Annotated in this window: 12 protein-coding genes; 8 read left to right on the top strand and 4 right to left on the bottom strand. The window is 49.5% G+C overall.

From position 1 onward, the window contains the following. Nucleotides 1-16 precede the first annotated feature (16 nt). Nucleotides 17-355: a hypothetical protein gene (locus LCH85_23865; protein MCA0355044.1), complete on the bottom strand. Its 339-nt coding sequence runs from the start codon at nt 353-355 to the stop codon at nt 17-19. 278 nt (nt 356-633) lie between these two features. Beyond that, nucleotides 634-1,251: a methyltransferase domain-containing protein gene (locus LCH85_23870; protein MCA0355045.1), complete on the bottom strand. Its 618-nt coding sequence runs from the start codon at nt 1,249-1,251 to the stop codon at nt 634-636. A 218-nt stretch (nt 1,252-1,469) separates the two neighbouring features. Here LCH85_23870 and LCH85_23875 point away from each other — a divergent pair, with 218 nt between their 5' ends. The 8 genes from LCH85_23875 (at nt 1,470) to LCH85_23910 (ending at nt 11,011) form a co-directional block, all read left to right on the top strand. Continuing rightward, complete coding sequence (locus tag LCH85_23875; GenBank protein MCA0355046.1) at nt 1,470-3,416, top strand: hypothetical protein; 1,947 nt, start codon at nt 1,470-1,472, stop codon at nt 3,414-3,416. 170 nt (nt 3,417-3,586) lie between these two features. Next, nucleotides 3,587-5,578, top strand: a complete 1,992-nt coding sequence (locus LCH85_23880; GenBank protein ID MCA0355047.1) for a hypothetical protein — start codon at nt 3,587-3,589, stop codon at nt 5,576-5,578. A gap of 219 nt (nt 5,579-5,797) precedes the next feature. Continuing rightward, nucleotides 5,798-6,463, top strand: a complete 666-nt coding sequence (gene fsa / locus LCH85_23885) for a fructose-6-phosphate aldolase (protein ID MCA0355048.1) — start codon at nt 5,798-5,800, stop codon at nt 6,461-6,463. Between the two features lie 3 nt (nt 6,464-6,466). Continuing rightward, nucleotides 6,467-7,177, top strand: a complete 711-nt coding sequence (pgsA, locus tag LCH85_23890; protein MCA0355049.1) for a CDP-diacylglycerol--glycerol-3-phosphate 3-phosphatidyltransferase — start codon at nt 6,467-6,469, stop codon at nt 7,175-7,177. Nucleotides 7,178-7,186: 9 nt separating this feature from the next. Beyond that, nucleotides 7,187-7,801 carry a glycerol-3-phosphate 1-O-acyltransferase PlsY gene (plsY, locus tag LCH85_23895; GenBank protein MCA0355050.1) on the top strand — a complete coding sequence of 205 codons (615 nt, stop codon included), beginning with the start codon at nt 7,187-7,189 and terminating at the stop codon, nt 7,799-7,801. 92 nt (nt 7,802-7,893) lie between these two features. After that, nucleotides 7,894-8,556, top strand: a complete 663-nt coding sequence (locus LCH85_23900; protein ID MCA0355051.1) for a uracil-DNA glycosylase — start codon at nt 7,894-7,896, stop codon at nt 8,554-8,556. 59 nt (nt 8,557-8,615) lie between these two features. Beyond that, a complete protein-coding gene (locus tag LCH85_23905) occupies nt 8,616-9,125 on the top strand; it encodes a hypothetical protein (GenBank protein ID MCA0355052.1) in 510 nt (169 codons plus the stop codon). A 176-nt stretch (nt 9,126-9,301) separates the two neighbouring features. Then, complete coding sequence (locus LCH85_23910; GenBank protein ID MCA0355053.1) at nt 9,302-11,011, top strand: ribonuclease J; 1,710 nt, start codon at nt 9,302-9,304, stop codon at nt 11,009-11,011. Nucleotides 11,012-11,116: 105 nt separating this feature from the next. Here the strand turns inward: LCH85_23910 and LCH85_23915 are convergent, their stop codons facing one another. Both LCH85_23915 and LCH85_23920 read right to left on the bottom strand, forming a co-directional pair. Further along, a complete protein-coding gene (locus LCH85_23915; protein ID MCA0355054.1) occupies nt 11,117-17,665 on the bottom strand; it encodes a carboxypeptidase regulatory-like domain-containing protein in 6,549 nt (2,182 codons plus the stop codon). Between the two features lie 398 nt (nt 17,666-18,063). Continuing rightward, the gene (locus LCH85_23920) at nt 18,064-24,579 is read right to left on the bottom strand and encodes a carboxypeptidase regulatory-like domain-containing protein (protein ID MCA0355055.1); all 6,516 of its coding nucleotides are present in this window, start codon (nt 24,577-24,579) and stop codon (nt 18,064-18,066) included. Nucleotides 24,580-25,171: the final 592 nt, after the last annotated feature.

The following is a 25,171-nucleotide window of genomic DNA, read 5'->3' on the forward strand; positions in this document are numbered from 1 at the left end:
TCCTCTCTCTAAATTTTTACGATAAAGCCTTGAGTTCTTCGATTGTTAAAGGCTTTTGACGAAACCATGGATAGTCAAAAACCCGTTCGCGTTCTTGATCGAGATCCATCGTTGCCGAAGGAAAACCAGTGCTGGGAGTACCCTCAGCTTTGCGTACTACCAAAATTGTTATTGGGGGTAAAGTTTGTTTTTTGCAATAACGGAGCAGATGATCAAGGTGCATTGCTAATCCATGAGGCGGTAAACCAACCAATTTGCCGAGCGTTTCATAGGTTAGGGTTTGACGCTGATGGGCAAAACCCATCAATACCTGATAAATTTGCAGTGCCCGTTCGTAGGTTGTCATCTCTGGCATAACGGCTACTCCAATCGCAACGAAGCTTCATGTCAATAATTGATTATCAAACATTTACAGCTTTTTCGTCAATAGTAATGAGGGAATTGGAATTTACCGCAGATGTTTAAGGCTATAGGCTTTGGGCTATCGGAGATGGCTGGGAAATATCAACAAATGTTCCGATAGTCAATAGCCGATAGCCATTATTCGTGTAATTCGTGGCTAAAATCGCCCTTAGCGCTCTTCATGGCCTTCGTGGTTTCAGCCCTTCGCACCCAATCCCCAGTCCCCAACTCCTACATTCGCTCAATACAAGCGGCAAGCGCAGTAACTGGCGGCCCAACGCGATTGAGAAATTGGGCTGGTTGCAGATCGAGCACACGCCAACCACGCTGAGCAGTAAATCGACTGCGAATTTCATCCTCGGTGATGGCACGGGGCACATTGACGCTGGCAAACTCGATTCCAAATGCCAATACATAATAACGCCCTTGGGGTTGCAAGGCTTGAGCCAAGTCGTCAATAAACGCTTCGGTATCAGCTTGATTAAACAAATGGTAAAAGCCAGTATCGACGATCGCCCCAAATTTGGTTTCAAGCAAGGAGGGCTTGAGGCCATCACCAACCACAAAACGAAGGCGTTGGGCAACTTCACTGGGCAAGGCTGCTGCTTTGGCTTGGGCTTGCTCAATCGCGCTGGGCACAAAATCGACTCCAACCACCGTATAGCCACGTTGTGCCAAGCCAAGCGCTAAATCCCCCGAACCACAACCAACATCAAGAATAGGATTTTGCGGTGGAAAGGCGTTGATTAACTCAATCAAGGCAGGTTGGGGTGCAGCAACATCCCATGGTGGCACATCGTTATAGACATTTTTAAAAAATTCCAGCGGTTCTGCACCAAAACGACTCATTACCCACCTCCTACATTTAACGCTTTTAGGAACTATAACAAAGCAGTCGATATCGAAACTCAGCCTTGATACCGAATTGAGCACAGAAATTTACTGCCAAGTACTGGATTAAATCACTAAATGGCAGTAAAAACCAATTGTTTGGCCCAATTATCCAGCTAGAGTAAGCAGTGAGATCAGCGATTCAAGTTGGTGGATTTTGAACTGGAGAATGATGTATGCAACGTCGATCGAACTATTGGTTTTTGCTCATAAGCTTCGTTTTAGCTGCTTGTGGTCAACCAGATAGCTTGCTTTCAACAAACCCAACAGTAACAATAGCCGACCAAGCCAACCCAACCAGCACGCCGATCAACGGTGGTCAGAGCAGCGATCTTGCCATAATCGAACAATTGCAACGGCCAGCCCAAAGCCAACCCTACGAGTTTGCGCCAAACCCAATGAGTGCTAGCATTAATGATCGGTTGTTGTTACTTATGCCGAAGGTTATGCTCAATCAGATTATGACGCTTGATCTCGATTCAAGCAGTAATCCCAACGATTTACCAATTAAAGCAATTGACGATTATCTCACCGATACGCCAATCGATCAGCTGATTGATCATTATCAAACCAGCCTTGCCGCCACAAATTGGCTTGCCCAGCCGATTCAGCACATAAATCCCCAAGATACAACCTTGATATTTGAGCATGAGCAAACCCAGCTTTACATTTTTATCTTTACGCCGATGAATACCGATCAATTGTTTGTTTCGATTAAATTGCTGCAAACGAATCATTCACGGCCAAACCTCGAACTCCCGTTGGTGAATACTTCAGATATCTTTACAGCTCACGATGTGCGCTTCCCATCAAACACCACAATCAATAACGGTTTGTTGAATGACCCAGCCAGGGGCGAATTGCTTAAACGCGATCTGTTGATGCCAATTCGGCAGCTGCAAAGTTTTTGGCCGGGCGAGATCACGCTCGAAGCGAGCCTCGTAGCTGAGACTTTCGGTTCTCAGCAGCTTACCTACGATTTAGCTAAAGCTATATCTGAACTTGGTGGCTGGCAAGCAAGCAATACATTATTGGGAACTGATAGTTATATCGGCCCTCCATTGTTACGTTTTGTTGATAATACAATTCAAGTACTGCTAATGAATCAACTCAGCGAGCATGAATATCTGGCCCAATCAAGCCCAAACGATTGGCTGTTGGGGATGCATTTGTTAACTCTGCGACCCTCCGAGCAGCCAAATTTCACGTTAGACCCCAGCTTTTTCAGCTCAATTGAAGCATTAGAAATCCCAACCCAACCAGATCAGCAGGATTATCAGCTTGGTACTGATCGATTAGTTGATAGCTTGCTCTATGGTTGGCAACATAATCAGATCACCAAAACCAAGCTTCAGGCCTACATCAACACCAACTATCCACCAGAATCCACATGTAGCCCAAGCACAGCCAACCCAACCGGCAACATTCGCTATAGTGTTTTCAGCAGCGACAGCAACCCAAGCCAAATATCAGCAATATATAAACAAACATTAACTGAACCAAACGACTGGAATAATCTAGGAGACGAGACAACGTTTGCCTTTTATGGAGTCAGAACTGAGCAAGGCTATCATGGTGGCACGCTTAATCTGATTGAACGTAGTCGTTACAACCCTCAGTTAAGCGGTAGCATTGGGATTATCAGCGAATCAAGCGCAAATGGCGTAGCAACGATTAATTTTCGTGGGAATCAATTCGATCTTAATAGCCCTGTATTTGAAGTTTTTGAGCCAATTACCCATAGTTTGCCATTACTACCGGATGCTGTTAAGTTCAACTCTGTTCCTCATGAACGTTTTAATCCCTATGTTTATGGTTGGCTTAATAATTTACGTTACCAACGCTCCAGTAACGATTGCAAGGAAATCACCTATATTGATGGCGTACAAGCCTTGGTCGTCGATTCAAGTGACTTAACGCTTGCACCCAATTTCTACGACCCAATTTTACTCAGCCAAGGCTGGCAGAAAATTGTGATGAGTGATCAGCATCACCGCTACATCAAAACAGAGCAAGACGGCAAGATTATCAATACAATCAATATTCGCTGGCAACTTGGCAGCCGTGTCACAGGCGACATAATCCAAGTCGTGATGATCGATTCGAGCGTTACTCATCGCTAAATTCAATGCTCGCCCTGCTCATGCAAAAGCCATAGCAGGGCGATTGATTTGATACCTCACGGCAACGATCAACCTAGCGATGTATCTAGCGATACATTGGCGCAATCAGCCCCAGAACTATAGTAATCCTAGCTTCAGTTTCAATCAGCCAACTACGAGGAAGGATTATTATGCGCTGGCGATTTACGCTCAATATTTTGCTCACCAGCTTCGTTTTAGCCGCATGTGGTCAGCCCCAAACTGCCCAACCAACCACGATAACCACAATAATCACACCTGAAAAGGCTCAAAGTCGCGCTCAAGCTACGACCCAACCAACCGTCGCTGGCACTGCTACTCCAATCATTCCAGGGCTTTCAGCAGACCAAGTTAATGGCTTTATCGCTATAGGTGAGCTCGAACGCCCACCGCTCAGCCGTGATTATGTTGCTAAGGAAAACCAAGATATCGATGGCGATATGGGCTATTCAAGCATGGCCATGATGATGACGTATATGCCAGATGTCCTAGTACAGGCGAGTGATCCCGATCCAGCTGACCCGTATGCGATGTCGATGTTGCCCATTGATACATACCTAACTCAAAGTTCAGTTGAAGCGACGATTGCATTTTATCAAACTGGTTTTGCAGCCAAAGGCTGGCAAGCTCAGCCAGTTCAACAGCAATCGCCTGATTCTGCGGCTTTATTTTTTGAGCAGGGCCAACATGTTGTTTCAGTGCTGATGTTTACGCCCTCAAAGCGTACAGAGCTCTATGTCATGCTGCTGCTGACCCAAAAGCCTGCCGATGCGCCTGCGCTAAACCTACCCTTGCCAGCCAACCACGATATTTTCGCAGCCAACGCGATTCCCATCCCGCCAAGTGCAACACTCAATACCAGCCTTGGCAATGACCCATTAGCAAAATCGGATATTTACGAGCCACACTATAGCCTTGAAAGCTTTTGGACAGGTTCGGTAAAATTCGAGGGCTATCAAATTTTAGAGCTAAGCAGCAGCCAAGCAGAAACTTTTGATTTTTACGAAACCTTGTTGGTGCATGCAGGCTGGCAAAATAACTTACGAATTCTTGGCCAAAATGACCATGGCATTCTTGGCACTGGTCGGATATTGCTGCGCTTTGTCGATAACGATATTCAAGTGCTTACCCTTTATCAGATGATTCACACCCTCAATCAACCAACTGATGACAAATGGCTTTTAGCCATGACCTTGCTCACGCTCAAGCCAGCCAAGCCTTCAAACTTTAGCATCGATCAGCAAGCTTTTGCTCCACTTGAACGATTCACTGTTTCAACCCCGCCCGAACAAGTGGAGTATCAAGCAGGTAATGATCCAATTCTCGATACGTTCATTCAAAGTTGGCAAGCTGAATTACAAGCAAAAGCTCAGATGCAAGCGAATTATCAGAACACCAGCCGAGCTCGAACGATCTGCAATAGCATGCCCAACACCAATTACACGAGTTTCTTTATTAGCCAAGCCAGTCCACGCCAACTAGCCGATTTTTATGACCAAAAACTAACCGAGCAGGGCTTGCCGTTATACCAACCGAGTAGTGATACCATCCGCAGCTACTATACCGATACTGGCAAAGGCAGGCATGGATTTTCACTGGTTATGCTCGATCGAAGTAGTTATAACCCACAGCAAAGCGGAACTTTGGCGATTATTCAGGAAAGCACCTCGGAGCGGCGGATTATGTTTCGTGGCGAGGATCATTACGATAATCAACTTTTCGATTTTGTCACGCCATTGAGCAATACCCTACCACTCATGCCAAACGCTACGGCTTATACCTTCAAAAATGATGTAGGACTCGATCGGCAAGTGCGGAATTGGTTAGGTGATCTGCAATATGAAACCTATAGCAACGATTGTAGTGAGGTGACTTATCTTGATGGAGCCACAGCTTCGTTATTGGAACTCAAAAGCGACAATGAAATCAACCAAATCATTGAATTTTACGACTCAATCTGGTTAAACCAAGGCTGGAACAAATCGACCCTAGCAGACCGCCACGACCAGTATACCAAGCAGGAACAAGGCGGTGCAGTGCTGCATACAATTAACTTGCGCTGGGAAAGCGCATCTAGCACGATGATTCCCTTTGATAAAACTATCATCTTGATTAAAATCGATTCAAGCGTTACCCATCGCTAAATTGCCCCAATGCTCGCAAACTGCGCTATGGCGACAAACCCATGGCGCAGTTGCTCTTTTTAGCCCTCAACGCTGCGTTTCAGCTAAATCCCTAAACCCTGATCTCTAGCCAGTCGCAATGATCAGCATTGTTATGATGCAGCGCATTATGCTGCTATAATGCATGCTGGAAGTCTGAGAGGCATAGGTTCTAACCAGGGCAATCAAAGGAGCAACTGGATGAAAATCTTTTTGGATACTGCTGATGTCGAAGAGATTCGCCAAGGCGTGGCGATGGGTGTGGTTGATGGTGTGACCACCAACCCTTCATTAGCAGCAAAAGCAGGCCGCAACTTCCGTGATGTGGTTTTAGAGATTGTTGAAATTTGTCCCGGCCCAGTCAGTGCCGAAACCGTGGCATTGCAAGCCGATGAAATAGTCCGCGAAGGCCGAATTTTGGCCAAATGGGCACCAAACATTGTGGTCAAAGTGCCGTTGATGGCTGAAGGCTTGAAGGCTGTTAAGCAGTTGACCAGCGAAGGCATCAAAACCAATGTAACCTTGATTTTCTCAGCTTCCCAAGCCTTATTGGCTGCCAAAGCTGGGGCCACCTTTGTTAGCCCATTCCTTGGGCGGCTCGACGATATTGGCCAAGATGGCATGATTTTGATTCGCGATATTGTCCAGATTTTCAAAAACTACAATATCCAAACTGAAGTTTTGGCGGCCTCAATTCGTCACCCAGTGCACGTTTTGCAATCGGCATTGGCTGGATCGCATGTTGCTACCATGCCATTCAAAGTGCTACAACAACTGGTCAAGCACCCGTTAACTGACAAAGGCATCGAAACCTTCTTAGTCGATTGGCAACAAGTGCCCGATGCCGCAACCGTGTTTGCTGAGTAATCAATGAGTAATGCACCTTCATCAGGGCAATCACCAGCACCGCGTTTTCAACGCAGTAAACGCCCCCCGCTGCTTCGTCGGAAGGAGCGGGCGGGGCGTAAGCCTTGGGTGAACCCATGGAATTTGGCCAACATTTTAAGTTCGATCCGCATCATCGCAACGATTCCGTTGTTGATGTTGTTGCTTAACGACACTGCCACCAGTTATTTCTGGGCATTTTGGTTTTATGTGGTGGTTGCGCTCACCGATATGCTCGATGGCCAACTGGCCCGAAAATATGGCTGGGTCAGCAATTTAGGCATCTTCCTCGATCTGACTGCCGATAAAATTTATACCGCCGGAATCTTGATCTGTTTGGTTGCCACCAATCTGCTTGACCCATGGGCGGCGATTATTATTTTGGTACGCGAATTTGTGGTGACTGGCTTGCGCTCGCTCGCCGCTTCCGAGGGGGTGGTTATTCCATCGGGGCGTTGGGGTAAGCTCAAAATGATCATCACAATCATTGCGATCGGCTGGATCATGGTTCGGGCCAACCTCGACCGTGACGGCTGGTTTAAGTTCATCGATTTTGCTGGCGGTTTGACCTGGCTGAGCCATTTATCGTCGATTGTGCTGTGGCTCGCGGTATTGCTCACGATTATGTCGGGAGTTGAATACATCTGGGGCGCTCGGGCGATTTTCCGCCAACCACCACGCCAAAAACAAGACTAAGGAGGCTCTGTGAACTATTTGCTGATTGCAGTGATCAGTTATTTGCTTGGGTCGATTCCTTTTGGATTGTTGATTGGGCGGATGGTTGGTGGGATTGATGTGCGCTCGTATGGTTCGAAGCGCACTGGGGCAACCAATGTGTTGCGCACGCTTGGGCCACGCTATGGCGGCTTGGTCTTTGTGCTCGATGCGCTTAAAGGCATTGCCGCCATTTGGGCGGCGCGTTGGCTTATGCCCGATAATGCTTGGGCTATGGTTATGGCTGCCACAATTGCGGTGGTTGGCCATATTTACCCAATTTTTGCTGGTTTTCATGGTGGCCGTGGGGTGGCAACTGGCTTGGGCGGCGTTTTAGGCCTCTTTCCATGGGGCTTTTTGGCAGCGGCCTTGGTTTGGTGGGCGGTCGTATTGTTGACTCGCTACGTTTCGTTGGCCTCAATTTTGGCCAGCATTGCCGCCGCGATTACCGCTGGCGTGTTTTTTATGCTTGATCAAAGCCATATTGCGATTGTGACCTACTGCGCCTTGATCGCCTTAGCGGTAGTGGTTTCGCATCGTGATAACATTAGCCGACTGCGCAACGGCACCGAAAGCAAGTTTGGCCAGCGGGTCAGCGTCGAATAGTCAGCCTATCGAGAATCAGACAAACCTAAATTCGTGTACAATACCAACACATGATTTCTTAGGTTGTTGAACTCTGAGTTTGATTTGCGCTTATGACGCATGCAGCAGCAACACTTGCGGCCATTGCTGAAGAAGTCGCCCAATGCACTGCCTGCCCACTTTGTCGTACCCGAACCAACGCAGTGCCAGGCGAAGGCCCAGCCAATGCCGAGATTTTGTTAATTGGGGAAGGGCCAGGCCAACGTGAAGATGCACTTGGTCGGCCTTTTGTCGGGCCTTCGGGCGATTTGTTGGAACAATGGTTGGCCGAAATTGGCCTAAACCGTGAACAAGTCTTTATCGCCAATGTGGTGAAATGTCGGCCACCTGGCAACCGCGACCCTGAGCCAAGCGAAATCGCCGCTTGTGCCCATTTTTTAGATCGCCAGATTGCGGCTTTGGCTCCCAAGTTGATAGCGACGCTTGGGCGACATTCGATGAACAAGTTTTTTCCTGGTGGCAAAATTACCAAAATTCATGGCATTCGTGGGGTTAAACGCCAAGGCCAAACGGTATTTCTGCCCTTATTTCACCCAGCCTATGTGCTGCGTAACATGAACGCCATGCCCGATGCCATCGCCGATATCAAGTTGATACCACGGCTGATTGCGCGGCTCAACCAGCGTTTGCAAGAAGAAACCAACGAAACAACTGAGCCAAATTTGCCCGAAACCGACGAGCCAACAACGCCACCACAACAAATGTCAATGTTTTAAGGTCTCACCGCCGAAACCCCAGAACATCCGATTGATTGCTAGACCTAGAAGGATGCTGAATGAGCTTTTTTCGGCAACGTAGATCGTTAATTGTGCTGAGCTTGCTGAACATCGGCTTATTAATCACAACATGGTGGCTTTTATTGCGGCTTTTGGGTTTAGAACTAACGGCATTGCCTAGCTCATGGCGGCAACAAGCCCCAAGCTGGACTGATGGTCAAAAAGTTACGGCGTTTTTCTTGCTAAGTTTGGGTTTAACCCTGCCACGCATGCTCTGGCAATTACTCTTGGAGTGGAATACCAGCTATCAAGTCGAGGCTGATGGACTGACAATTCGCACGCTTGGCTTGCTACAGTATTACCCATGGCAAGCGTTGGCCCAATTGCGGCCAAATTATAGCTATGACGATTATGTGCAGCGAATTGATGTACTGATCGCGCCAGAATTTAGCCAAACTCGTTGGTATCGGCGCTGGTTCTATCGCCATTACTACAACAAAGTGCCGTTATATGCCACATCGGGGCAACTCGTAAGCTTGCTAAGCCAAATTAAACAGCATTGTGGCTAACATGGGCTTTTGGGCAATTGCGCAAAGGCTTGATCTGAAGAACTGCTACTCATCGTTATGTGGAGTGGTACAAGAAAATTCTATTTAACAACTATCTCAGCCAAATCGGGCTGGGATTATTCAGAAAGGAGCCATGACGACAGTGCAGGCCTACTTGCACTGTGGTTTGTATTCGTATGACTAAAAACAAATTACGGGTTATCCCACTTGGGGGCGCATCGGAAGTTGGCCGCAACATGTGGGTTTTTGAGTATGAAGAAGATATTGTCATCTGCGATATGGGTGTGATGTTTCCCGAAAGCGAGATGATGGGCGTTGATCTGGTGTTGCCTGATATCACCTATTTGCGCGATAAAGTTGCCAATATTCGCGGTATTTTGCTGACCCACGGCCACGAAGACCACATCGGAGCCGTGCCTTGGTTGATTGGCGATCTAGGCTTTCCAACGGTGTATGGCACAACCTTAACCCTTGGTTTGCTCTCGAATAAGCTCAAAGAACATCGGTTAACTGATAAAGTTGAAACCAAAGTCATCGCGCCAGGCGATAAATTCCAGCTTGGTTGCTTCACGATTGAGCCATTTCACATTGCCCACTCCATCCCCGATTCAGTCGGCTTTGGCTTGACCTCGCCGGCTGGTTTGGCCTTGTACATCACCGACTGGAAGCTTGACCATACCCCTGTCGATAATTGGCCAACCGAAATTGATCGGTTGGTTGATTTTGGCCGTCGCAACCCAATCGTGTTGGTTACCGACTGCGTGCGGGTTGAATCGAAAGGCTACACCCCATCGGAGCGAGTGGTGGGCGATGCCTTTGATCAAATTTTTGCCACGGCTCCTGGTCGGGTCATTATGGCCACTTTTGCCTCAAATATCTCACGGGTACAAATGGCAATTAACGCGGCGATTGATTATGGCCGCAAGGTTGTGCCAGTTGGTCGCTCGATGGAAAACAACACCACGATCGCCCGTGAATTGGGCTACCTTGAAGTGCCCGATGGTACGTTGATTCGGCCAAGCGATATGAAAAACTTGCCCGATGATCAAATTGCGATTGTGTGTACGGGCAGCCAAGGCGAGCCAATGGCGGCGCTCTCACGGATGGCCAATCGCGACCATCGCCAAATTTCAATTCAGCGCGGCGATACCGTAGTAATCTCAGCCTCACCAATTCCAGGCAACGAAGTATCGGTCTATAAAGTGATCGATAATTTGTACAAACTTGGAGCAAATGTGATCTATGGTTCAGATTTGCCAGTGCACGTTTCTGGTCACGCCGCCCAAGAAGAGCTGAAAATGCTGCTCAACTTGGTGCAACCACAGTATGTTATCCCATTCCACGGCGATTATCGCCACTTGGCTCGCTATAAGCAATTGGCCGAGGGCATGGGCTTTAATGGCGATAACGTACTGATTGCCGAGGGCGGCTCGATTATGGAATTCAGTCAAAATTATGGCAAACTGGTGAGCCGCGCACCCGTTGGTCATGTCTTTGTTGATGGCGTTTCGGTCGGCGATATTGGTGGGGCTGTGGTGCGCGACCGCCAAATGCTTTCCAAAGATGGCATCCTGATGGTTGTCGTTTCGGTCGATCTCCAAACTGGCAACTTGGTGGCTGGGCCAGATATTGTGAGCCGCGGCTTTGTTTCGACCCGCGATTCAACCGATTTGATCGAGGGAGCCAAAGAAGCAGTGCGAGCCTCGTTCAGCGAAAGCTATGTGGTGCCAGCACGGGCATTTAGCGATGGTGAAGAAACCGCCGAAGGCAATTCGCCAGCAGTTTCCTCGCCCGCAGCTCGCAAAATCAAAGAAGTGGTTGGGCGCTTTCTCTACGAACGCACCCGCCGTCGCCCGATGGTTATCCCGGTGGTGATGGAAGTTTAAAAAATATCACACGCAAAGGCCGCCTTGGAAATACTCCAAGGCGGCCTTTGCTTTAACCGAATTAACTGGCAGTTATTGAGATTTTTCAGTAACTGCCAGCTTGTTTTAGTTCTTGCTGACCATTGGTAAGTAGATCTTACGGGTTGGATCAACATTCTCAGTCACGTTGATCGTCACTGGAATTTGAACATTTGGTTGGGCTGTGTCGTTGGTTTGGATACACAGGTTGACTGTGTGGAGACCAGCGGCCAAGCCATTGGTGTTGAATTCAAGTGCCACATTGGCTGAGCCATCGGCTGCAATCGTGCCACTATTTGGCACTGAGCGAACCCATGGAGCAGCATCAGCAACACATGAAGCGCCACCACTGAGGTCAAGTGAAATATCATCAAGGAAGAAGTTGCTATTACCGCCAGCCTGAACAACTGATTCAACCGTCAGGGTATGGTTTGTTCCAGCGGCTAGCGCCGATGCGTTGATCGGTACTTCGACCAAGGTGTAGGTTGGGAAGCCAGTCCGTTCTGGGTTGGTTACTCGATAGACTTCATTGCCATCGATCAAAACGCGCATAAAGTCGTTTGGACGATCGGCAACTGCTGTAATAAACATCCAGAACGAGAGTGTTCCGCTGCTACCGGTTGGGGCAACAAAGCTTTGCTGCATTGTAGCAGTTTCGGTTGGCATCGTGTTGTCGATCCCACCGAACCATGCAAACCAGGTTCCGGTATGTGGAACATCCGAGGTTGAGTTTGGATCACAGGCAGTTGTACAGAACACAACCCCAAAATTGGTTGAGCTTTGGCTCCAGAATGGGTTTGAGTTGCTATTGCCTGCGGCAACAGTTGCCTCAAAACTACCATCTTGGACCACTTCAGCGGCAGGTGCTGTTTGCTTGCTACCCGCAGAGCGTAAGTGGGCTGGGACTGGTTTGCGGGTAGCTACTTCGCCACTTGGGGCTTGGCGGCCACTGGCAGCCAGTTCAGCAATTGTCCAAGTCAAGGGTGCTGCACCATTGTTATCCAAGGTCAGGGTTTGAGTTGTGATGGTGTTGATTCCAACAGTCTCGCTGATTGGCGTGGTATCAACATCCAAACATGGTGCATTCAAGCGCAGTTGGCCATTTTGGGTAACCGCACCAGCTGCCGTAACCGTCACGTTGTAGGTTTGGGTAACATAGCCAGCCTTGGCAACCGTAATCGTATAGCTACCAGCAGCTAAGCTATAGCTGTATGATCCAGAGCCGCTGGTGGTCAAGACCGTTGCTGGAGTAGTGTTGATCGTCACAGTTGCGCCACTTAATGGAGCAGGTGAGACATCACATGCAGCTAAGCCTTGAATTGTCCCACTAATTGAACCGAAGTTCGGTGGAGCAGTAACCGTCAAGGTTACAGGGATAGTTACGCCTGGTAGTGGTGCATTGTGGGTCAAGACCAAGTTACCAGTGTAGACCCCAGCTTGGGTCAGGCCATTGGTCGAGAAGACCACATTGACCACTTGATTAGTCACTGGCGTACCGGGTAAGCCAGTAATCGTATTTGGCGTTTCAGTCAACCATGAAATAGCATCACAGCTAGCAGAAACACACAAGGCCATTTCGCTGCGCAGGCGAGCTTGGTTGAAGCTGAATTGAGCAGCTTGAGCCGTGCTTGCACCACGAACACCAACGGTTGCACTCAAACCATTGTTGAATGATGGATTGCCATAATCGAGATCTTTGTATTGGTAAATCATGCCACCTTGTTCGTTGATCACAACTTGGAAGGTTGCATTACCAATATTGTCGTAGTGTGGGCGATTTTCCCATTGAACGATCAATGAGCGATTTGGCGCAGTACCGACAACTTTCCAGTAGGTTGCCCCTGATTCATCATCAACATCATCCCAGAATGGTGAGATAACATTGTTGGTTGCGCCAGTCAGCAACGATTCGTTGGTTGCAGCGACATCACCAGTGGTTGCACCGACCAGGACAACCCCATTGTTAGCAACCCGCAAGTTACGGCTGCTGGTGTTGAAGATGGTTACGGTAAATGGGCTGGTAATGTTGGCTTCTGCATCGTCAGTCAAGTTCAGGTTCGTACCATCGTTGGCTTCGATCCAGTTATATGGAATTTCCGAGATGGTATAGCCAGCTTGGCTGATGGCGCTGCGGCTTTGCTCGCTGATTGTTGCATTGAGCGGAGCAGCACCCTTGCTGGTTACAACCAACGTTTGAGTTACAGGGGCAGCACCCAATTGGAGTGATGCACTCAATGAAGTTGGACCAGCGGTCAAACAAGCTTTGTTCAAGCGCAAGGTGAAGTTTTGGGTAACTTCAGCACCATCAGCAACCGTGACGCTTTGTGATTGACCAAGATGATCAACAGCACTAGCAGCAACGGTATAGGTACCACCTTGAGGCACGAAGAAGGCATATTCACCATTGGCATTGGTAGTAACTGTTGCAGTCATCCCGCTGGTATAGGTGATCAAGATCTTAGCGCCAGCAGCTGGAGCAGGAATCGTATCACAAACACCTGATGAAACAACCGTACCACCAATCCGTGCTTGGGTAGCAGCGGGGTTGATGATCATTGTCACTGGAATGTTGAATGTTTGGCTAATCACTGCTGAGTAACCAAGGTTCAGGCTGCCAGTGTAGGTACCAGGTTGGGTAATCACACCAGGATTCCAGCCGATTGCCACGTCGGTGCTTGCACCGCCAGCAATCACTCCAGTCGCAGGGGCTTCCTGCAACCATGGAATACTATCGCCGCTACCAATAATTGCTTGCAGCACACGCTCAAGCACAGTGCGTTCGATCGCTTCACCACTGGCACTGGTGCCTAGGCTAATGAAGTCGGTTGCAAGGTAGACTGCTTTGTAACCATTACGTTGGATGAAGCTACCGCCAACTGCATTATTGACATAGCGGAAGATCACCGTCGATGAACTACCTGGGGTATAGAAGTCAGGGAATGAGTCTGCTGAAGCAGCATTCACACCAGCCATGAAATCGAAGCCAGTCAAGGCCCGATTCGCAGCACCTGGATCATCACCACCATAGGTTGAGTCAAGCATGGTTCGGTAGAACGTACCTGAGTTGGTGAAGAAACCAAGGTCGTTATCAGCAATAAACAGCTTACCACCTGCGTTGAGGTATGCGGTAAGTTTGGTTTCGCTGGCATTATTGGCGGTTGCGTTAGTTGTGCCAAGGAAGATTACTGCATCAAAAGTTTGCAAGTTGGCCAAGCTACGGGCTTCGAATGCAACGTTATCGATTGATTCAAAGGTATAGCCAAGCGCGGTCAAAGCCGTCGTTGCAGCAGTGGCCGAGGTTGCCGAGTTGCGTTGAACCACCAACACGTTGCCACCAGCGCGGTTGACCGCTGGAGTAAAGCCAGTCGCACCATTTTCGCGAATGGTGTAGGTGAATGGCTGAGTACCGTTGTTGGTTAATTCTAAACCAACAGTATCGGTGAATGGAGCATCACCAAAGGTAAAGGTACGGGTCAAGCTGGCTGGGGTATAACCAAAGACTGGAGTAATTTCCAGATCTTGGGTTGTTGTAACCCCATTGCTAATCGTCAAGCTCGCGCTATCAGCAGCAAAACCAATCTTCGAAGCGGTCAGGGTATGGCTGCCTGGCTCCAAGCGAATGGCAAAGCTACCGTCAGCTTTGGTCTTGACGTATTGGTTGCTGATGGCGACCGTTGCATCGCCAACTGGTGCGCCGTTCGCGCTGTTGGTCACAATCCCTGCGACCGCGCCAGCAGCCAAGGTGAAGTCTTGGGTCGCCGTGCCAGCATCAACCACCGTTACTGATTGTGATTGCGTGACATATTTTGGCGCACTGACCGTTACCGTGGTTGAACCAACATTGGCCACCGGAATGGTGTATTGGCCAGCGGCATTGGTTGTGGTGCTATAGCCAGTGACCGACACATTTGCCCCAACAACTGGGTTGCTTGGGCTAAAGGCATCACGCACCGTCCCTGTAATTGAGCCGTAGCTCAAGACAAAGTTTTGGGTCGTGGTGACATTTTCAGTAATTGATACGCTTGGGACGACTTGGAATGCACCTTGCAAGCTAGCGGTTACAGCATAGGTACCAACTGGTACGATCATGCTGTAGTTACCACTGGCGTTGGTCAAAGCACTTGAGCCGCCGCTGGTGCGAACCATTGCGCCAACAACTGGGTTGCTGTTGCTTTGGGTTACTTGGCCAGTCAAGGTACCGGTTGGGCCAACTGAGCCGTTGTAAACATACAAGGCAAAGTCTTGGTCGGTGGTGTCAGCATTGCCTGGAATGGCATCGCCAGCAATGTTGCGGGCAATGACTTTGACTTGGATTGCACCGCTTGCGCCTGCTGGCAAGTAAACACCTTCGATGTTGTTCTTGTTATCAGCAGTGCCGCCAGTGGTTGAAAGTGCGCCGTTGAAGACGTTACCTTTGTAGGTTTGGCCACCAACTGTCACTTCGAGATCAAGGTCGTTGACATAGCTGTTACCAGTAGTGCTACCAACTGCGTCAGTCCATGCCAAGGTAATTCGCATTGGTTTGGCTGAATCGGCAACTTGGCCCACTTGGGTAAATTCTTCACCGGTTGCGCCGAAGGTGCGGCTTTGGTCTACCACAATCCGTGGGGTGCTATCCAAGGCCGGAGCCAAGTTCATATCGCCCCAACCTTGATTGTTTGATGGCAAGGTGCCACCCGTACCGCTGCCGTTCATGTAGCGGGTTGAAGCCAACATATAGGCTTTCAACATTGCTGGGCTTGGAGCAACCCCGCCACCAAAGCTGGTGCGATATTTGGTGTAGAGCAATGAGGCTGCCCCTGCCACCGCTGGGGTTGAGTGGCTTGTACCGCTCGACCACGTGTAGAGTGTTTGGCCCGTTGGATAGTAGGCACTACCAGCGATTGCACAAACACTGTCGCCACTGAAGTCGGCTTGTTGTGAAGCTGGACCCATCACGTGCGTTCCAGGAGCCATAATGTCGGGTTTTACCCGTGCATCATCGGTTGGACCACGGCTTGAGAACGTAGCAATGTCATCAGCGTTATCGGCATTTGGCTCATTACAACCATCCGATACGCCTTCGTCGCGCACGTTTTCGGTTGCGCCTACGGTGATAACGTTCTTGGCAGTACCAGGTGAGCCAACCGTGTTCGTACCTGAACCAGCGTTACCAGCGGCAACGATGTGCGCCATTTCTTGGTTGCCAGCAGTGGTGCTGCTTGCATCACGAGTTCCTTGGTCGTAGGCTTGTGATGAAGCGGTATACGCGCCACCACTGTTTGAACCCCAACTGTTGGATGAGATAGCAGCGCCATGGGTATAAGCCATAGCAATGATCCCAATGTAGTTGCTACCGCCACCACAATTGGTCAAATCAAAAGTACCACCATTGTTGAAAATCTTGGTGCTAGCCATCCGCCCGAATGGCGAAATACCTAGGCCAACGCGATAGCCGCCAGCAATCCCTGAGCTAGCGCCGTCAACGTGGGGCGAGCCAGTCAGGTTATTGTAGCTACCAACAATCCCTACATTGAGGTGACCGTGACCATCTTGGTTTGACCCAGAAGCATCAGCTGTACAGTTACCAACCGCGGCAATCCGCGAAGTACCAGGCCGAACCCCATTGACATAGAAGTCGGGGTGAATGGGCGAGGTCGTGCCGTTATCCAAACCATCATCGATAACATCGACAATTGGATATTGGTTGGGGTCGGTTGGCACGCCTTGGCTTTGCAACCAGCTTAAGTAGCCTGGGCCGTTCGGCACCACTTTGCCACCAGCAGTGGTTACGTTACCAGCAATAATTTGGCCTTGGCGCTCATCCATTTTTTGAGGAGCTTCCCACGCTTCAATGTTGTAGACATTGGCGCGGCGAGCAATTGGAGCCAAGGCGGCTTCGCTGACTTGCACCGAAATCGTGGTGAAGTTGAGCACTTGCCATGGGGTTGCGTAAACTTGGGCGCTGGCATCAAGCACTTCGCGCACATCACGCTCAACCGTCGCACTGTTATAGAACTGAATCGTAATATCGACCAGCCCCTTCGCATCGGGGTTGCTGGCTTTTTGGCGGAACTCAGGAGCTAGGCGATATTCGGGGTGATAGGCACCAGCCCATTGAATCGCCCCATTGCTCTTGCTGAGTGCATCAAGTTTGGCCACGGTTTGGCCATTTGCCCAAACGAGGTAAGCATTGTTGGGCATGTAAATCACACGTTCCGCGCCAGCTTTGGTCAGTTCATCCAACCAAGCATCCTTGAGTGGCCCCGCAAATTGCACCAACCACAATTGTTGGTCGGCAGTTGGGCTTTGGCTCAGGCTTGGTTGTACTGTGGGAACGTTCTTTAAAGGATTGAAGCTGATTCCGCGTAAGCCAATCGTATCCAGATCGGCGGCTTGTGCGCCAGCTAATTGGTTGAGGCTATTGGCGTTGCTCGTGGCAACTTGCCAGACTGAAAAAGAGCCATAATCGGCAATCAACGTACCATTCGTGCGAACAAATTTGTTGGCTGGGCTGTTTGGTTCAACGAGGAACTTGGTCGTCGCAGTCGGAGCACGCATTACTTCGGCACGGGCTGGTTGCGCCGCACCTTGAAGTCCCAATGAGAGCGTCATTGCAATGAGGGCTGCTTGCCGAATGAAGGGGAATTTGGCCATGCCATCCTCCACACACAAGTGTGTAATACCAGTTAATTCCAAGAGGTACAATCGTGAGCATGTGGCTAAAATATCAAAAAAATAATATTAAACTGTATCCCTCCTTTCAATAAAAGGGGATTGTCGCGGGTTGGTGAGAGTAATAGCTTAAAAAAGCCCGTTCACTGGCTATGGGCGTATTCTAACGCTTCAGTTTGAGGCGCTACGGGGCAACAATCTCTTATATCCATTATCCCGTTGGGGATAGGACTATTGTACTAGCAAGCATTTTTTTATGCAAATTTAACTTAATTGCCCATTCTAATCAGCAAAATCTAATATTCGCTTAATAAAAACCCCCTGTGATCTGCAATTCACAGGGGGTTTTGCTTGATGAGTTTTAAAATCAGGCTATGTACTTAGTTGCGCATAATGATAGGTAGATACAGCGGATAGTTCGGGATCGCCGCTGGCTCAACCGTCAAACTAACTGGAATCCGCACATTTTGGCGATTGGGGTTGTTGGTGATCAAGCATAAACTGGCAGTATGCGTGCCAACTGCCAAGCCCGTTGGATCAAGCGCAACATCAATTGTTTGCTGGCTATCAGCAGCAATATTGCCACTGTTCGGCACAACGTGCAGCCAATCCACTGCATCACCAGCACAGCTTTGGACTAAATCAAGGCTCAGATCATCAATAAAGAAGTTGGTGTTGCCGCCTTGCACAATTTGGGCTTCAAAGCGAATGCTATGCAGCTCGCGCCCACCAAGCACTTGCTCATTAATCGGCACAGTTACTAGGGTATAGCTGCTGTAATTGGCCCGATCGGCATTGGTCACTCGAAATACTTCATTGTTGTTGATCAGGACTCGCATGTAATCATCAGGTCGATCCATCGGCGCAGTAACCGATAACCAGAAACTCAAGGTACCTGCGCTAAAGCTGGTTTGGCTGAAGTCTTGGCTGAAATAGCTGGTTTCAGTGCCAAAGTTTGACCCAATCCCTCCCATCCAAATAAACCAATCACCAGTATGCGGCATAACATCATCACACTCCACAGTGCAGAGCAAGCTGGCAAAGTTGCGCGAATCTTGGCTCCAATAGGGGTTGGTCGCCACATTATCGCTAATCGTAGTGGCCTCGAAGCCGCCATCAAGCAAACGTTCGCTAGCTGGAACCAGTTGCGGTTGAGCTTCTGTTTGGCTGGTCGTTACTCGTTGGGCATTGGCTGCCAAGGCTTTTTGTTGTGGCAAGCGTTCTTCAATTTGCCAATCGAGCACACCTGCGCCGAGATTGCTCAAGCTAAAGCTGGCGGTGATCGGCGTGTTCAGTTCGGTGGTGGCGGTAATCGCTGGCGTGCTGCTGGTATCCAAACATGGCGCTTTCAAGCGTAGCAGCGAATCTTGCTGATAGGTCTGGCCTGCCTCAACCGTTAATGGATAGCTGACACTGGTAAATGCCCCCGGGTAGCCTTCAACCAAGACGTTGTAGCTGCCTGCCGGAATTGGGCGGCTGTAGTTGCCAATGCCATTGGTATATAAAACTGTTGGCGGCTCAGTGTCAATCGTAATTTTGACGTTGGCCAAAGGCATTGGGTTGACATCGCAAACCAAAGTTGTTTCAACCAAACCATTCAGCACGCCATAACCTTCGGGCAAGGTTACATTGACGGTTACAGGAACAACTACTGGCGGCTGTGGCGTGGTGTGGTTCAGCACCAAATTGGTGGTGTAAACGCCAACTGTATCAAAGTTGCTGGTATCAATCGCGAGATCAACCATTCGGAAACTTGATGGTGTACCAGTCAAATTGCTAAGTTTATTCGGGCTAACGCTCAGCCAATTCAAACTATCGCAAGTTTGTGAGATACACAAGGCCATGCGATCACGTAGGACTGGCCGATCAACGCTATATTGGGCAATCTCGTTGCGTGTGCCACGCACCCCAATCGTAGCACTGGCCCCAAAATCTAAGAATGGTTCGTTGAAATCCACATCCTTGTATTGGAACAAAATATCGCCTTGTTCTGAGAGCACCGCTTGGAAAGTGGTGTTATCCCAGTTGTTGTAGTGTGGGCGATGTTCCCACTGCACTACCACCGCGCGATTGGGCGCTTCGCCGACGACTTTCCAATACACGCCGCCTGTTTCATCATCCAAATCGTCCCAGTAAGGTGCAATCACATAGTTATGGATGGCATTCTCTAGGCTGGGGTTGAAGATTTCGATCAAGCCAGTCAAATTGTTGAGGATCATTACGCCGTTATTCGAGATGCGCAAATCGGTGGTGCTCACGCCATACAAATTAATCGGAAATGGCGTGACGATATTGACCAAATCGTAAGCACCCATATTCAAATTTGTGCCGTCGCTGGCTTCGATCCAGTTGTAATCAACTTCGGTCAGTGTTAGATCGCCGCTGTTGACGGTTTTGGCACGAGTTTCGCTAATTGCCACATCGAGCGCTTGTGCTCCGGTGCTGATCACAAACAGCTGCTCGGTTTTGCTTTCGCCAAACACGATGCTAGTATTGATCGCATTTGGCCCAACAATCAGACACCCTTTATCCAGCCGCAATTGCATATTATTGACACTTGGCTCGCCATCGCCAACAGTAATACTTTGGCTGCTGGCAACGTGGTCGGTTGCGCTAAATTCAAGGCTATACTCGCCGCCTGCTGGAACAAACACCACATACTCGCCTGCGCTATTGGTGCGCACGCTGGTAACCAAGCCTTGTTGATCATTGATCGTCACCAAGGCATTGGCTAATGGCGCTGGGGTATTGCTACAAACGCCCGAGCCAGTCACAACGCCGCTTAGTCGGGCTTGGCTGGTGTTGGGCGTGATCGTAATGCTGACTGGAATTTCGGCAGTTTGGGTGTAGACCGCAGTTTGGGCCAAAACCACCGTGCCAGTGTAGGTTCCAGGTTGAGTTAATCGATCAGGGAACCAGCTAACTGCCACCGAACTGTTTTGTCCTGCCGCCACCTCGCCGCGCAATGGCGCAAGCTCCACCCAATTAATTTGATCGGTGGTTCCTAGCAATTGGGCAAGACTGACTTCAACAATATCGCGTTCGATGCGCTCACCAAAGGCGTTTGTGCCGAAATTGTGAAAATCAACCGCTAAATAAATTGCTTTGTAGCCGTTGCGCTCAATGTACGAGCCACCAACCGAGCCATCACTGTAGCGGAAGATTGCGCGTGATGAGCTGCCAGGCGTGAAATAATCAGGGAAGAAATCAACCACCATAGGATTGATTCCGGCCATGAAATCCAGCCCAATCAAGTTGTAATTGGCAGTTTCAGGGTCATCGCCGCCAAAACTCGCATCAAGATATTGCTGATAAAAACTGCCGCTGTTGGTGAAGTAGCCCAAATCGTTATCAGCAATCAACAGCCGCCCGCCAGCATCGAGATATTCGGCCAATTTGGCTTCGATCGGATTATTGGCGGCATTATCAGTCATTCCAAGATAAATTAGCGCGTCGTAGGCCTGAATATCGGCCAAACTCATTGTGGCAAATTCGCCAAATTCAATCTGATCGTATGCATAGCCCAGCTGGCTCAGCGGAATGGTGGCTGCATTGGCATCATCGCTACCAGTGCGCAGCACCACCAAAATCCGTTGTTGGTTGCGGGCAGGCGTAAAGCCAGCATCGCTCAATTCGCGCAGGCTATAACTAATTGGCTGAGTCGTATTGTTGGTTAATTCCAAGTTCAGGCTATCGCTAATCGGAGCCGCCCCAAACTCAAAGCTTCGGCTCAGGCCGCTCGGTGTATAGCTGAGCAATGGAATCAAACTCAGGTTTAATGTGCTGGTCAGACCATTACTGAGGCTCAAATTCTGCGTTTCGGCGATTAGTCCAACTTTGCTGGCTCCAACGCTATAGCTGCCCAAGGGCAAGCGCAAGCTGTAGTAACCCGCCGCATTGGTTTTGACCGTGTAACTGCCAAGCGTGACCACAGCATCCTTGACTCCTAGGCCGCTGCTGGCATCGCTAATTATCCCTTCAACCGCACCCGCCGCCAAATTGAAATTGCCTATGGTGGTGGTATTGGCAACTACACTCAGATTTTGCTGCTGCGGCGTGTAACGATCGGCCTGAACATTCAGCGCCACCGTGCCCGGCGCGGCCACCGGAATTTGATAGGCACCAGTGCTATCGGTAAAGGTGCTGAAGCCAGCGGTCGAAACCAAGGCTCCAACAATTGGCAAACTTGGGGTAAAGCTATCGCGCACCACCCCGCTAATGCTGCCATATACCAAGGTAAAGTTTTGGCTAATTTGGGCATTTTGGCCAACAGTAATGGTTGGCACACTTTGAAATACCCCATTTATGCTAGCCGTCAGGGCATAGGTGCCAACCGGCAATACCAAACGATAGTTGCCATCGGCATCGCTCACGGTACTCAAATTAGTGTTGGTGGCAATTCGCACGTTGGCAACAGGTGCATTGCTGGCGTTGCTCACCCGCCCCGTAACTGTGCCAATCGCGCCCTCGCTAGCATTGTAGACATACAGGGCAAAATCTTGGTCGGTGCTATCAGCATTACCTGGAATAGCATCGCCAGCAATATTGCGGGCAATTACCCGCACCTGAATCGAGCCACTTGCCCCAGCTGGCAGGTAAACCGATTCAACATTGTTTTTGGCATCGGCCACGCCGCCAGTTGTTGAGAGCGCTCCATTAAACACATTGCCTTTATAAACTTGGCCGCCAACCGTCACTTCGAGATCAAGGTCATTGACGAAGGCATCGCCCGTAGTACCGCCCGCCGCATCAGTCCATGTGAGGGCGACCCGCAAAGCTTTGTTGCTATCGGCAATTTGGCCTACTTGGCTGAAACTCTCGCCGCTAGCCCCAAACACATGGCTTTGATCAACCACAATTCTGGGAGTGCTATCGAGCGCGGTTTTCAGGTAGACATCGCCCCAACCTTGCTGATTGGTTGGCAAGTTGCCGCCAGTATTCACACCATCTAAATAACGGCTCGAAGCCAACAAATAGGCCTTGAGCATGGCCGGGCTTGGAGTTGCCCCATTGCCAAAGCTTGTACGATATTTGGTATACAGCAACGAAGCTGCGCCTGCCACCGCCGGAGTTGAGTGGCTAGTACCGCTTGACCATGTGTAAAGGGTTTGATTATCGGGATAATATGGATTAGTTAGACCACCACAAACGCCATCGCCCCAAAAGCCCGCTTCTTGGGGGGCTGGGCCAATTACGTGGGTGCCAGGAGCCATAATATCGGGCTTGATTCGGCTATCATCGGTTGGGCCTTTGCTCGAAAAAATCGCCAAATCATCAGCATTATCGGCCTGTGAAATCTCACAGCCATTGCCATCCAAAACGCCTTCATCGCGCACATTTTCGGTTGCGCCGACTGAAATCACGTTTTTGGCGGTGCTCGGCGCGCTAACCGTATTTGCCCCAAATTCACCCACATTGCCTGCGGCAAAAATATGCAACATCGCTTGGTTACCCGCATCGTCGCCGCTCGCGTCGCGGGTGAGTTGGTCGTAAAGCTGCGAATAAATGTTATACGCACCCATTGAGGCTGGTTGGCCCCAGCTATTCGAGGTAATTGCCGCTTGATGCTCATAACCAGCAGTCACAATATCGGCGTAGCTATCGCCACCATCACAATTGCTAATGCTGAATGCGCCACTATTGCGAAAGATTTTGGTGCTGGCCATACGGGTATAGGGCGCAATCCCAAGCCCAATATTATAGCCACCAGCAATCCCAGAGCTAGCTTCATCGATATAGGGAAACCCTGTGAGATTGTTGTAGCCGCCGATAATTCCGGCGTTGATTTGGCCGTGACCCGCCAAACTATTGCCGCGCGGGTCAAGAGTACAGTTGGATGTGGCGGTGATGCGCGAAGTTCCAGGTCGCACGCCATTTAGATAAAAATCAGGATGCAATGGATTGATCGTGCCATCATCGAAGCCATCATCAACCACATCAACAATTGGATACTCGGCAGGGTTGTTGGGCAAGCCTTGGCTTTGCAACCAGCTTAAATAGCCAGGCCCACTTGGCACAGTTTTGCCATTCAGCGTCGTCACATTGCCTGCGATAATCTGGCCTTGACGTTCATCAAACAGCTCTGGCTCGCTCCAAGGCTCAATATTGTAGATATTCGCTCGTTGCGCCAACGCTGCCAATTCAGTTTCAGGCAGTTGGACCGAAAGTGTCGTGAAATTGAGCACCTGCCATGGCCGTGCATGCAGCTTGCTACTCGCCGCAATGACTGCATCAACCGAGGCTTGCACATCGCCAGCATTGTAGATTTGCACGCTGACATCAACCAATTCAGTTCGTTTGGGACTACTTGCCTTAGTGCGTAGTTCTGGAGCCAAACGATATTCAGGCTGATAGACACCCATCCATTGAATAGCATGGCTGGTTTGTTGTAATTGATTGAGCTTATTGAGGCTCGCGCCATCAGCCCAAACCAAATAACTATTGCTCGGCACATAAATCACCAATTCGGCTCCAGCCTTGGTGAGTTGCTCCAGCCAAGCATCTTTAATGGGGCCGATAAATTGAACCAACCACAATTGATGCTCAGCGGTTGGGCTTTGGGTTAATCTGAGACTTGGTTGAACTTTCAATGGATTGAAACGAATCCCACGAAAATTAAGCGTATCCAGATCGCTGGCCGTCGCACCAGCCAATTGCTTAACCTGGTTCAATTGATTATCGGCAATCTGCCACAAGCCAAATGCCCCATAATCGACCAGCAATTTGCCATGAGTTTGGGCGAAACGGCTCGCTGAGCTACCCGTATCGATCAACAGTTTGCTGAATGTTTGCGGGTTTGCCGAAGTTTGGGCGGCGCTTGGTTGCACAACTGGCACAGCCAAACCCACCAGCATCAACGCCAAAACCAGTTGGCGCACCAAAGAAAATCGAGCCATGCTATTTCCTCCACACAGCGAGATCACGGCAACAAGTGCCAACCACAGCCAATTCAATCGACCAGACCAGCGTGATTGAACCGACTGCCCCCTTGACTTGAGCACAGCAAAGCCAACCTAGGAAGGTTGTAGTTGCATTCAAGCTTCGATTATTCAGTTGTTGCAGCATTGCAGGGAACGTAGCCAAACCAGCATTCGTACTCGAACGTGTTCGCTAAAGAGACCGGTTCCAGAGACTGCGATCCAAAGGTGTTGCGTTTAAGAATGCTTGGTACTATGTCCGCCAATGGACGAATTAAGCGAGCAGCCTTCCTCGGACGGTGCGTGGTGTAGGAGCAACAGCGGGCCTAGATGACGCGAAGTATGAGGCACTTCATCGTGGGGCTGAGCAATAATCGTGATTGATTATTGGGATCGGTCTCATTTTACTAAAAATTTTATTTTTTGCAACTAGCTCAATCTTTGGATTGATGTTTGCAAATCAAGCCGTGGTATAATCGCCCTAAATCAGAATCTGGTTCGCGGGAGTATTAAGCGCGTTTTTGCAGAGAGTAGCTGGCTGGTGCAAAGCTACAACCAGCGCCCAACTCGC

The sequence above is a fragment of the Chloroflexota bacterium genome (genome assembly GCA_020161265.1).
Lineage (GTDB): Bacteria > Chloroflexota > Chloroflexia > Chloroflexales > Herpetosiphonaceae > Herpetosiphon.

Bases quoted from the DNA above. Each gene is read 5' to 3' on its own strand.
- LCH85_23865 (MCA0355044.1), bottom strand. From the start codon at position 355: ATGCCAGAGATGACAACCTACGAACGGGCACTGCAAATTTATCAGGTA.
- LCH85_23870 (MCA0355045.1), bottom strand. From the start codon at position 1,251: ATGAGTCGTTTTGGTGCAGAACCGCTGGAATTTTTTAAAAATGTCTAT.
- LCH85_23875 (MCA0355046.1), top strand. From the start codon at position 1,470: ATGCAACGTCGATCGAACTATTGGTTTTTGCTCATAAGCTTCGTTTTA.
- LCH85_23880 (MCA0355047.1), top strand. From the start codon at position 3,587: ATGCGCTGGCGATTTACGCTCAATATTTTGCTCACCAGCTTCGTTTTA.
- fsa (MCA0355048.1), top strand. From the start codon at position 5,798: ATGAAAATCTTTTTGGATACTGCTGATGTCGAAGAGATTCGCCAAGGC.
- pgsA (MCA0355049.1), top strand. From the start codon at position 6,467: ATGAGTAATGCACCTTCATCAGGGCAATCACCAGCACCGCGTTTTCAA.
- LCH85_23900 (MCA0355051.1), top strand. From the start codon at position 7,894: ATGACGCATGCAGCAGCAACACTTGCGGCCATTGCTGAAGAAGTCGCC.
- LCH85_23905 (MCA0355052.1), top strand. From the start codon at position 8,616: ATGAGCTTTTTTCGGCAACGTAGATCGTTAATTGTGCTGAGCTTGCTG.
- LCH85_23910 (MCA0355053.1), top strand. From the start codon at position 9,302: ATGACTAAAAACAAATTACGGGTTATCCCACTTGGGGGCGCATCGGAA.
- LCH85_23915 (MCA0355054.1), bottom strand. From the start codon at position 17,665: ATGGCCAAATTCCCCTTCATTCGGCAAGCAGCCCTCATTGCAATGACG.
- LCH85_23920 (MCA0355055.1), bottom strand. From the start codon at position 24,579: ATGGCTCGATTTTCTTTGGTGCGCCAACTGGTTTTGGCGTTGATGCTG.